At 38.2% G+C, this 11,798-nt stretch carries 12 protein-coding genes; all 12 read left to right on the top strand.

What is annotated here, in order from left to right; translation table 11 throughout:
- Window position 1 precedes the first annotated feature (1 nt).
- Window positions 2-709, top strand: coding sequence for a demethylmenaquinone methyltransferase (locus EPL02_RS16315; protein WP_094910652.1), 708 nt, complete (start codon window positions 2-4; stop codon window positions 707-709).
- A gap of 81 nt (window positions 710-790) precedes the next feature.
- Complete coding sequence (gene hepT / locus EPL02_RS16310; RefSeq protein WP_094910651.1) at window positions 791-1,756, top strand: heptaprenyl diphosphate synthase component II; 966 nt, start codon at window positions 791-793, stop codon at window positions 1,754-1,756.
- A 110-nt stretch (window positions 1,757-1,866) separates the two neighbouring features.
- Window positions 1,867-2,316, top strand: a complete 450-nt coding sequence (ndk, locus tag EPL02_RS16305) for a nucleoside-diphosphate kinase (RefSeq protein ID WP_094910650.1) — start codon at window positions 1,867-1,869, stop codon at window positions 2,314-2,316.
- Between the two features lie 147 nt (window positions 2,317-2,463).
- Window positions 2,464-3,237, top strand: coding sequence for a CheR family methyltransferase (locus tag EPL02_RS16300; RefSeq protein ID WP_094910649.1), 774 nt, complete (start codon window positions 2,464-2,466; stop codon window positions 3,235-3,237).
- Between the two features lie 127 nt (window positions 3,238-3,364).
- Window positions 3,365-4,537 (top strand): chorismate synthase, encoded by a 1,173-nt coding sequence (gene aroC, locus EPL02_RS16295; RefSeq protein WP_094910648.1) that lies wholly within the window; start codon window positions 3,365-3,367, stop codon window positions 4,535-4,537.
- On the top strand, window positions 4,537-5,625 hold the full coding sequence (gene aroB / locus EPL02_RS16290; RefSeq protein WP_094910647.1) for a 3-dehydroquinate synthase: 1,089 nt from the start codon (window positions 4,537-4,539) through the stop codon (window positions 5,623-5,625). The genes aroC and aroB overlap by 1 nt, the downstream gene beginning before the upstream one ends.
- A 253-nt stretch (window positions 5,626-5,878) precedes the next feature.
- Window positions 5,879-7,396, top strand: coding sequence for an anthranilate synthase component I (gene trpE, locus EPL02_RS16285; RefSeq protein ID WP_131888238.1), 1,518 nt, complete (start codon window positions 5,879-5,881; stop codon window positions 7,394-7,396).
- On the top strand, window positions 7,389-8,411 hold the full coding sequence (gene trpD, locus EPL02_RS16280; RefSeq protein WP_131888237.1) for an anthranilate phosphoribosyltransferase: 1,023 nt from the start codon (window positions 7,389-7,391) through the stop codon (window positions 8,409-8,411). Before trpE ends, trpD begins: the two co-directional genes overlap by 8 nt.
- The gene (trpC, locus tag EPL02_RS16275; protein ID WP_131888236.1) at window positions 8,404-9,171 is read left to right on the top strand and encodes an indole-3-glycerol phosphate synthase TrpC; all 768 of its coding nucleotides are present in this window, start codon (window positions 8,404-8,406) and stop codon (window positions 9,169-9,171) included. The genes trpD and trpC overlap by 8 nt, the downstream gene beginning before the upstream one ends.
- Window positions 9,161-9,802, top strand: a complete 642-nt coding sequence (locus EPL02_RS16270; RefSeq protein WP_131888235.1) for a phosphoribosylanthranilate isomerase — start codon at window positions 9,161-9,163, stop codon at window positions 9,800-9,802. The genes trpC and EPL02_RS16270 overlap by 11 nt, the downstream gene beginning before the upstream one ends.
- Window positions 9,780-10,994, top strand: coding sequence for a tryptophan synthase subunit beta (gene trpB / locus EPL02_RS16265; protein WP_131888234.1), 1,215 nt, complete (start codon window positions 9,780-9,782; stop codon window positions 10,992-10,994). Before EPL02_RS16270 ends, trpB begins: the two co-directional genes overlap by 23 nt.
- Complete coding sequence (trpA, locus tag EPL02_RS16260; RefSeq protein WP_131888233.1) at window positions 10,981-11,796, top strand: tryptophan synthase subunit alpha; 816 nt, start codon at window positions 10,981-10,983, stop codon at window positions 11,794-11,796. The genes trpB and trpA overlap by 14 nt, the downstream gene beginning before the upstream one ends.
- Window positions 11,797-11,798 lie beyond the last annotated feature (2 nt).

Raw genomic sequence — 11,798 nt, 5'->3', positions numbered from 1 at the left:
TATGCAGCAATCAAAAGAAGAGCGTGTGCATGGAGTTTTTGAAAAAATATATAAAAACTACGATCAAATGAACTCAGTAATTAGCTTTCAGCGTCATAAAGCATGGAGAAAAGATACGATGAAGCGAATGGACGTACAGCCAGGGACAGCTTCACTTGATGTGTGTTGCGGAACTGCTGATTGGACATTAGCTATGGCTGAAGCAGTGGGACCAAAAGGAAAAGCTGTTGGACTTGATTTTAGTCAAAATATGCTGAAAATCGGGCACGAAAAAGTAAATCAATCCTCATTTTCAAACATTGAATTGTTACATGGAAATGCAATGAGTTTACCGTTTGAAGATAATTCATTTGATTATGTCACAATAGGATTTGGGCTTCGAAACGTTCCCGACTACATGACTGCCTTAAAAGAGATGTATCGAGTAGTAAAGCCAGGTGGAAAAGTAGTATGCTTAGAGACGTCGCAGCCGACCATGATAGGTTATCGACAAGCTTATCTTTTCTATTTTAAATACATCATGCCTGCATTTGGGAAACTGTTTGCAAAAAGCTATGATGAGTATTCATGGCTTCAGGAATCAGCACGTGATTTCCCAGGCCCTAAAGAACTAGCTGAAATGTTTAAAAAGGCAGGATTTCAAGACATTGAAGTCAAAACCTATACAGGTGGAGTAGCTGCAATGCACTTAGGGTACAAACGAGTATAGAGACAATTGTAATAAATATTAATGTGTAAAGTAGTGTAACATCGAACGATTGAAATGAATTTATAATGCTAGGTGAGTCCAATGAAATTAAAAATGATGTATACTTTTCTAAACACGGATATTGCACTAATTGAAAAAGAATTAGAGCAAAGGATTGAAACAAAAGAGGCATTAATTACAAATGCATCTCTTCACCTTTTACAGGCAGGGGGAAAAAGAATTCGCCCTGTCTTTGTTTTATTAGCCGGCAAATTTGGTTCTTATGATATTAACCAGATTAAGCATGTCGCAGTAGCCCTTGAACTGATACATATGGCGTCTTTAGTTCACGACGATGTAATTGATGATGCAGATATGAGGCGAGGCAAGCCAACGATTAAAGCTAAGTGGGATAATCGAATTGCTATGTATACAGGAGATTATATTTTTGCGCGTGCGCTTGAAACCATTACTAAGATTGAACAAGTGGATGCTCATAAAATCTTATCCGATACGATGGTTGAATTAACGCTAGGCGAGATTGAACAAATCAAAGATAAATACGATTTAAACCAAGACTTGCGTACGTACTTGCGTCGTATTAAGCGAAAAACAGCGTTGTTAATTGCAGCAAGCTGCCAGCTTGGAGCAATCGCAGCTGGTGCTCCTGAGTCTATACATAAAAAGCTATTTCTGTTCGGTTATTATGTGGGAATGTCGTTTCAAATTACTGATGATATTTTAGATTTTACATCCTCGGAAGAAAAGCTGGGTAAGCCGGTAGGAAGTGATTTGTTACAGGGGAACATCACACTGCCTGTTCTTTACGCACTAGAGGATCCAAACTTCCGCCTTAAAGTTGAGAAGTTATTTGTAGCCGACGATCAAACAGAGCTTATTTCCGAAATTATTACGTATATTACTTCTTCTAACGTAATTGATCGTTCTGTTGAAGTAAGTGAGCGATACCTTGAAAAGGCCATGATGATCTTAAAAGAGTTACCCGATAATAAAGCTCGCAAAGCGCTATATCAGATTGCTAAATATATTGGTAAGAGAAAATTTTAAAAAAATCTTTTTGGTAAGTTGTAAAACAACTTAAAGAGTGGTAAGATTTTCTTGAGTGTGATTACGCTTTCATTTGCTTTACATATCATAACTTCAGGGGTGGAGAGAAAATGATACAACAAACATTTTTAATGGTCAAACCAGACGGGGTACAAAGAAGTATTGTAGGAGAAATTGTATCTCGCTTTGAAAAAAAGGGGTTTCAATTAGTTGGTGCAAAGCTTATGCACGTATCGCAAGATTTGGCTGAAACACATTACGGAGAACATCGTGAAAAACCATTTTTTAAAGAACTAGTTGACTTTATTACATCAGGACCAGTATTTGCAATGGTATGGGAAGGGGAAAATGTCATTGCAAATGCACGTCAAATGATGGGGAAAACAAATCCCCAAGAAGCGCTTCCAGGTACAATTCGAGGAGACTACGGGCTTATCGTTGATAAGAATGTTATTCATGGTTCAGATTCTCCAGAGAGTGCTCAACGTGAAATTGGGCTGTTCTTTTCAGAATCGGAAGTTGTATCATACAACAAACAGTTAAATAGCTTGCTTTATTAAGCAGACAATTAGACAATTACCATAGAAAAAAGCAAATGAATTTAATTCATTTGCTTTTTTCTATGGAGAAATTTAACATCAATAAACAAGATTCCGATATAATGAAATAAAAAGAAATATGTAATGTGATAGATAGGGGTCTTATTTATGACAAATGAATATGAAGAATTTGTTCGCAAAATTAAGCTAAAAACAGGTATCGACCTGGCGTTATATAAAGAAGCACAAATGAGAAGAAGACTGGTATCTTTATATGAAAAGAAAGGCTTCACTAGCTTTCAAACTTATTATCAAGCCCTAAATTATCAAGAAGAATTATTAACTGAATTTTTAGATAGAGTTACCATCAATGTCTCAGAATTTTATCGAAACCGCAAGCGGTGGGAAGTATTAGAAGAAACAATCTTACCTCAGTTAACAAAAGAAAACGAAACCCTAAAAGTCTGGAGTGCGGCATGTTCTACCGGAGAGGAACCGTACACGTTAGCGATGGTGTTATCTTCTTACTATCCACTTTCAAAAATTAAAATTCTAGCTACAGATTTGGATCAAACGGTTATTGAAAAAGCTAAAATAGGCTTGTATACGGAAAAATCACTACAAGAAGTGCCTGTACATATAAAAAACAAATATTTTACTAGTCAAGGATCATTTTACAAGGTAAACGATGAGATAAAAAAAACCGTTACTTTTAAAAAACACAATTTACTTGCGGACCCTTTTTCACAGCAGTTTGACTTAATTGTTTGTCGCAATGTGCTTATTTATTTTACGGAAGAGGCGAAGCACCAGCTTTATCAAAAGTTTTCAGATTCATTGAGACGAGGAGGTATCTTTTTTGTAGGAAGCACGGAGCAAGTGTTTCAACCTCAGAAATATGGGTTAGAAGTAGCAGATACGTTTTTTTATCGCAAGCTATAACAGAGAAAGTAAACAGTGCGTTCGCTTTTTTTTATGTGGTGAAGTAACATAGAGTGTGGTATAGTCATATTTAAAAATAAAAATTCAGACGATTTCCTGAAAAATACATAATCGTGGAGGTAGAAAGATGAGATACTTAACCGCAGGAGAGTCGCATGGTCCACAATTGACGACAATTCTAGAAGGTGTTCCAGCAGGACTACCTTTAACTGCAGAAGACGTAAATACAGAGCTTGCGCGTAGGCAAAAAGGGCATGGACGAGGACGCCGTATGCAAATTGAGAAGGATCAAGTGCAAATTTTGAGTGGTGTTCGCCATGGCTATACGCTAGGGTCTCCTATTGCGCTTGTTGTTGAAAATAACGATTGGAAGCATTGGACGAAGATTATGGGTATTGAGCCAATTTCCGAAGAAGAAGCCGAAGACGTGAAGCGAAAAATCTCACGCCCACGACCTGGACATGCAGATTTAAATGGAGCAATTAAATATGGGCATCGGGATATGAGAAACGTATTAGAGCGTTCCTCAGCACGTGAAACAACAGTTCGCGTCGCGGCTGGTGCAGTGGCAAAGCAAATTTTAGCTCAGTTTGGAATTAAGGTGGCAGGACATGTTCGTGAAATCGGTGGAATTAAAGCTAATCCTCCAGCTTATGAAACCCTTGAACAACTAAAGGAAGTTACAGAGCAGTCACCGGTTAGGTGTTTTGATGCAGCTGTTGAAAAAGATATGATGCAAGCAATCGACGATGCAAAAAAAGCTGGAGATTCAATCGGTGGAATTGTTGAAGTCATCGTGGAAGGTATGCCAGCTGGTGTTGGTAGCTATGTACACTACGACCGGAAATTAGATGCTAAAATTGCTGCGGCTGTGATGAGTATTAATGCGTTTAAAGGGGTTGAATTTGGTCTTGGCTTTGAAGCTGCTCGAAAGCCCGGTAGCGAAGTTCATGATGAAATTTTGTGGGATGAACAAAGTGGATATACAAGAAGAACAAACCGTTTAGGTGGCTTTGAAGGTGGAATGACGACTGGAATGCCAATTGTTGTTAGAGGTGTTATGAAGCCTATCCCGACGCTTTATAAGCCATTGAAGAGTGTTGATATTGAAACGAAAGAACCGTTTGAAGCGAGCATTGAACGCTCAGATAGCTGTGCGGTTCCTGCGGCTAGCGTCGTAGCAGAAGCTGTCGTTGCTTGGGAATTAGCAGATGCCATTATGGAACAGTTTGGTCAAGATCAAATCAAAACAATATCTGAAAACATCAATCAAATGCGTAAATATGCGAGGGGATTTTAATGGAACAAATTCAAATCGAAACCAAGTCTAAAACATACCCTCTTTATTTAGGTGAAAATATTCTATCTGAACTTCCATCAGTGATCAAAGATGTAAAGCCAAACACATCACAAATTCTAGTATTAACAGATGAAGCGGTAAACGAACGCTATGGAGATAAGATGATAGAAGCGTTAGCTGCTTATTCAACGGTTTATAAATACGTACTTCCTAGCGGTGAACAAGCAAAATCCTTTGACCATTACTATGCGTGTCAAACGTTTGCTTTAGAAAAGCAGCTGGATCGTAATGCTCTTATCATTGCATTTGGAGGAGGCGTAATTGGAGACTTAGCTGGCTTTGTTGCAGCAACTTATATGCGTGGTATTTCATTTATTCAAGTTCCAACAACCCTTCTTGCCCATGATAGTGCAGTTGGTGGAAAGGTAGCAATTAATCATGAGCTAGGCAAAAATATGATTGGTGCGTTCTTTCAACCAGAAGCTGTTTTTTATGATGTTGACTTATTAAATACGCTACCTGAAAAAGAATGGCGTTCTGGTTTTGCTGAAGTTATTAAACATGCGTTAATTCATGACGTGGAGTTCTATCAATGGTTAAAAGCAACGATTAAAACGTTAAGTGACTTACGAGAAGAGGCTTTAATCTACGCGCTTAAAAAAGGAATCTCTGTCAAAGCAGCGATAGTAAAAGAAGACGAAATGGAAGCGGGTGTTCGAGCACATTTAAACTTCGGACATACATTAGGCCATGCCATTGAATCAGAATGTGGGTATGGGAAAATTAGCCATGGAGAAGCGGTAGCAATCGGAATGCTTTTCGCTATGGATGTGAGCAATGCTTTAGGGAAAACGAAATTTCCGGTATCTGAAATTGCCTCATGGTTTAAACAGTTTGGTTATCAAACGTCTATTCCTTCACATCTAGAAAAAGAGCGTTTGTTAAAGAAAATGCAGGCTGATAAAAAGTCTAAGCAAAGCGACGTATATATGGTCTTACTTGAAGAAGTTGGTCAACCTTATGTTCAAAAGGTTGAAAATGACCTTATTCTCACACTGTTAAGTCAGCAGCTAGAGAATTCCAATTAAAACAGTCTCATGGTTGACAATTTTTAGATAATCGTAATACAATGTAGATAGTTTAGAGCTAGTAATAAGTAGTTTAGTTGAGTTTAGGGTAGACGAGAATGAGATAGTTGAGAAGAGCTGAGTTTAGTTAAAATATGACATTCGTTTACCCAAAGGCATGCTTTTTTTAATGTGCCTTTGGGTTTATTTATAATAACTTCTAAAAACACCTCACTATTTCTCATTCTCCATTTGAAATGGAGGAATGAATCACATGACAAACACGTATGCTTCCTTTTTGGAAGACTCTTCACACTTTTTAACAATTCCTATTACAAAGACGTTATATGTTGACAGTCTAACCCCGGTTGATTTGTTTCAGCGGGTACAGGACGAAGCAGTTTACTTACTTGAAAGTAACGATGATACATCACCTTGGTCCAACTATTCATTTATTGGATTAAATCCTTTTTTATATGTTGCCGAAGAAAACGGTGAGTATATCATTAAAGACCGTCATCTCCAACAACAGTTTTCAGCTTCTAGCTTTAAGAACGCTGTTCAAACAGTGAATGAGAAGTTTAAAGTAAAGCTTCCCAATCTGTCGCTTCCCTTTAAAGGTGGTGCAGTTGGTTTTATTAGTTATGATGCGGTTTCACAAATTGAAAAGGTACCGGTCAATAAAGAAAATGATTTACAAATGCCAACATTTCATTTTATGTATTGCGAAACGCTGTTAGCATACAATCATCAATCAAAAGAGTTAGTTTTTCTCCGCTATGTTCAGCTTAACGAAGGAGATACAGATGTAGAAAAAAACAAGAAATATCAGCTTGCGGTTGAAGATATCAATTCGTATGTTAACAAGATAGTAAATCCTTTAATAAATAAGTTACCGCTAGTGTTTAATTCAGAACAAAAAGACGTAACGTTTAAAGGTGTAACTTCTTCATATGAAAAAGAGCAGTTTATGAACGACGTTAATAAAATTAAAGAGTATATCAAAAGCGGGGACGTTTTTCAGGCGGTGTTATCCCAACGCTTTCAAGTTCCGACTAAAGCTTCTGGATTTGATATTTACAGAGTATTGCGGCTAGTTAATCCATCTCCTTATTTATTTTATGTCAAAGTAGACGGTGTGGAATTAATTGGAAGCTCTCCAGAAAAACTTATTGGAATCGAAAACGGTGAATTAGAAATTCACCCTATTGCTGGCACAAGACGCAGAGGACGGAACGAACAAGAAGATCAGCATATGTACAAAGATTTAATTCAAGACGAAAAAGAACGTGCTGAACACTATATGTTAGTCGACTTAGCGCGTAATGATATTGGAAGAGTAGCTAAATACGGTAGCGTACAAACACCTGTATTAATGGAATTAGTTAAATTTTCACACGTCATGCACTTAATTTCTAAAGTAACAGGAACCATTCGCCCAAGCGTTCATCCAATTGATGCTTTGTTAGCGGCTTTTCCAGCGGGGACAGTATCAGGTGCACCGAAGGTGAGAGCCATGCAAATTTTAAATGAAATAGAACCTGTTGCGCGCAATGTTTATGCAGGAACCGTTGCATACATGGGGTTTGATGGAAATATTGATTCGTGTATTGCCATTCGAACAATTGTCTTAAAAGATAAAGTAGCTTATGTACAGGCGGGTGCTGGGATTGTAGCAGACTCTAAGCCAGAACTAGAATGGAAAGAAACTCGTAACAAAGCAAGTGCTTTAATTAAAACGATTCAAATCGCTCAAGACATCTACGACAAAAAGGAGAATGTGTATGTTTAAAGAACTGCTATCAAAATGCTTGAACGGTGAAACATTATTAGCTGCAGAAGCACAAGAGCTTATGAATGACATTATGAATGGGCAAGTTCCACCTACACAAATTGCAAGTATCCTTACTTTGTTAACCTATCGAGGCGAAACGGTTGAGGAAATCGTTGGCTTTGTAAAAGGGATGAGAAATAACATGAACACAATCTCTATCAAGTATGAAAACGTCATTGATACATGTGGCACGGGAGGAGACGGTGCGTCAACGTTTAATATTTCTACAGCCAGTGCTATTGTGGCATCAGCAGCTGGTGTAAAGGTAGCAAAGCATGGCAATCGTGCTGTTTCATCAAAAAGTGGAAGTGCAGATGTACTAGAGAGATTAGGAGTAGATATTCAAGGCGAGAAGACTGAAGTTGAGGAAGCGCTTGAACGTGTTAACATGTCATTTCTATTCGCGCCTCTTTATCATCCTGCTATGAAACATGTTGCTCAAACCCGCCGAGAATTAGGATTTCGTACAGTTTTCAATGCCCTTGGTCCTTTGGCTAACCCTACTAATTGCAGCAAACAGGTAATTGGAGTGTATTCAATAGATTTAGCAAGAAAGCTTGCGCAAGCTTTAGTGCAGCTTAGAGCAAAACACGTGCTGCTTGTTTGTGGTCGAGATGGTTTAGACGAAATAAGCGTAACGACTGAAACAGACGTGGTGGAAGTTAAAGATGGACGCATAATAGAATATACACTGTCACCTGAATCACTAGGTATCCAAAGAGGAACTATGAAAGACCTTATAGTAAATGGTGCGGAAGAAAGCGCAGCTCTTATTCAATCAATCTTTAAAAACAGTGAAAATAAAACTGCACAGTCAGCGGTTGCTGTGAACGCAGCGGCTGCAATATATGTAAGCGGCGCTGTTCAAACAATCCGGCAAGGAGTCGTTGAAGCGATGCGAATCATTGAAAGCGGTCAGGCATTCAAACAGCTCCAGCTTTTAAAATCTGAAGAGGTGGTTAATCATGCTTAACAAAATTATTGAAACAAAAAAACAAGAAGTGGCAAACCTGGTGTTACCAGATCCCGTTCAGGTAAAGAAAGTATCATTCTTAAAAGCTCTTGCAAATCCAAATCGTATGCTTTCGCTGATTGCCGAAGTGAAAAAAGCATCACCTTCAAAAGGATTGATTCAACGGAATTTTAACCCTGTTACAATTGCTAAAGCGTATGAAGAAGGAAGAGCAGATGCACTTTCAGTTTTAACAGATGAGCAGTACTTTATGGGCCATCACACGTATTTGACTGAAATAAAGCAAAGCGTAAACCTTCCCGTTTTGAGAAAAGACTTTATAATCGATGAGCTTCAAGTTGAGGAGAGTGCTCGCATCGGTGCAGATGCTATTTTATTAATTGGAGAAGTCCTTGACCCTGTACATTTAAAAGAGTTATATGAACAAGCGGGAGAGTTGGGACTTGATTGTTTAGTAGAGGTTCATGAAGCTGAAACGTTAGAACAAATTTTACGCGTATTCACGCCTCGCATTATTGGTGTCAACAATCGCAATTTACGTACATTTAAGACATCAATTACACAAACGAAGGACATTTCTTCAATTGTTCCTAAAGATAGCTTATTCGTTAGTGAAAGCGGAATTTATGAATATAAAGATCTTATTTATGTAAAAGAAGCTGGTGCAAAAGCAGTTCTAGTTGGAGAATCATTAATGAAACAAGATGATCAGCAAGCAGCAATTAAAAATCTATTTGGAGAAACAAGTCATGCACATTAAATACTGCGGTATCCAAACAATTGAAGATTTTCAATTAGCAGAGGCTGGACTTGCTGATTACGTAGGCTTCATCTTTTATTCGAAAAGTAAGCGGTACGTTACGCCAGAAAAAGTTCAGGCTATGAAACAATCAAACTTTAAAATAAAAAAAGTGGGCGTGTTTGTGAATGAAGCTCCTAGTCATGTATTGGAAACAGCGGTGACAGCAGACTTACAGGTAATTCAATGTCACGGGAATGAATCACCTGAAGAACTTATTTTTTATAAAAATGTTGGCTATGAAGTTTGGAAAGCTTTACCTCATGGTCCAGAAACTTTACAAGCGATGGAGCGTTATAAAAGCGTTGTTGACGGCTACGTAATTGATAGTAAAGTGAAAGAACAATTTGGTGGAACAGGGGTTGCGTTTGACTGGAGTTTTATACCAACCTATATAAATATGGCTCGTTCTTATAAAAAGAAATGCTTTATTGCAGGTGGAATCACAGACTCTAATATTGATAGTTTAATGTACTATCAGCCAGATGGTATCGATTTGTCCAGTGGAATTGAAAGTGAAGGTAAAAAAGATCAACAAAAAATAAAGCGTATTGAAAGGAAGATTTTACATGACATACAATCATCCAGATGAATTTGGTAGATTTGGAGAATTTGGCGGGAAATATGTACCAGAAACGTTAATGAAACCATTGGAAGAAGTGGAAAGAGCACTAGACGAAGCTATGCAGGACCCAGCTTTTAAAGATGAGTATTTATTTCTTCTTAAAAATTATTCAGGAAGACCTACAGCGCTAACTTATGCAGATAATTTAACAAATACACTCGGTGGAGCGAAGGTTTACTTAAAACGTGAAGACTTGAATCATACGGGAGCTCATAAAATCAACAATGCGATTGGTCAAATTTTGCTAGCAAAGCGCATGGGGAAAAAGAAGATTATCGCTGAAACAGGCGCTGGTCAGCACGGTGTAGCTACAGCCACGGTGGCAGCTAAGTTTGGAATGGAATGTAAAGTGTTTATGGGAGAAGAAGACATTGAACGTCAAGCGTTAAACGTATTTCGCATGAAACTATTAGGAGCAGAAGTTATCCCAGCTACTTCAGGTACAAAAACCTTAAAGGATGCAACGAATGAAGCAATTCGTTACTGGGTTCAACACTGTGAAGATCATTTTTATTTAATTGGATCTGCTATTGGTCCTCATCCATATCCAAAAATGGTTCGCGATTTTCAAAAGATTATTGGAGAGGAAGCGAAACAGCAGTTTCTGCAAGTGGAAAGAAAGCTTCCTGATACGGTAATTGCTTGCGTTGGTGGTGGTAGCAATGCAATCGGTATGTTCTATGACTTTATTAAGGATGAAGGGGTAGAGCTTGTAGGAGTAGAAGCTGGAGGAAAAGGTGTTCATACCCAGCTTCACGCTGCCAAAATGGAAAAAGGAACTAAAGGCGTTATTCACGGTACATTAACGTATTTACTGCAAGATGAAAATGGTCAAATTACAGAGCCTTATTCGATTTCGGCAGGCCTTGACTATCCTGGAATTGGACCAGAACACTCTCACTTATCTTCAATAGGGAGAGTAAGATATGAAAGTGTAACGGATGACGAGTCGATTGAAGCGCTTCAGCTACTTTCAAAAACAGAAGGGATTATTCCGGCAATTGAATCAGCACACGCCCTTGCTAAAGCGTTTGAGATAGCGAAAACCAAAACAAAAGATGAAAGCATTTTGATTTGTTTATCAGGTCGAGGAGATAAAGACGTTCACACGCTTGTTAATTTGTTAGAAGGGAAGGAGAACGAATATGAGCACATTTAAACAGAGATTACCAAAGCATGATACGCTATTTATTCCATTTATTACAGCTGGAGATCCGCATGAAGATATCACTGTAGAGTTAGCTTTAGCTTTGCAAAAAGAAGGAGCTTCTGTACTGGAGCTAGGCGTTCCTTATTCCGATCCTTTAGCGGATGGACCAATTATCCAAGCTGCTTCTAACCGTGCACTTGCGCAGGGAATGTCTATATTAAAAGCAATTAAACTTGTGCCAAAAATGAGAAAAAAAGGGGTGGGAATTCCGATTATTCTCTTTACCTATTTTAATCCTGTGTTACAATTAGGTTTAGAATCCTTTTTCGCTTTAGTGCGAGAAAATGAAATTGATGGTGTACTAATTCCTGATTTACCTTATGAAGAAAGTGCAGAGATTCGTTCCCTTGCTGAGCGAAACGAAGTAGCTTATATTTCAATGGTTGCTCCAACATCTAAAGAGCGTATTGAAAAAATCTCCAAAGATGCAACAGGTTTTTTATACTGCGTATCATCTCTTGGCGTGACTGGAGTTCGAGAAACACTTCCTGAAGACTTAGATTTATTTTTACAAGAAGTTAAAGCAGCGACGTCTATACCAGTTGCTGTTGGATTTGGGATTTCAACAAGCCAACAAGTTGAAATATTGAAAGAATACACGGATGGTATTGTAATTGGTAGTGCAATTGTTCACAAAATTGCGGAACTTCAATCTGTACTTTTAAATGAGGAGACAAGATCAGAAGGAATAGCGAATTTTCAAGCGTATATAGCGTCCATCGTTTCACCGATACAAAAATGCGAGGTGTAACA

This window comes from Bacillus sp. CBEL-1, from assembly GCF_004348885.1.
Taxonomy (GTDB): domain Bacteria; phylum Bacillota; class Bacilli; order Bacillales; family Bacillaceae_H; genus Priestia; species Priestia aryabhattai_A.
The sequence above is the reverse complement of the archived record's forward strand: the minus strand, read 5'-3'. Positions and strand labels throughout refer to the sequence as shown.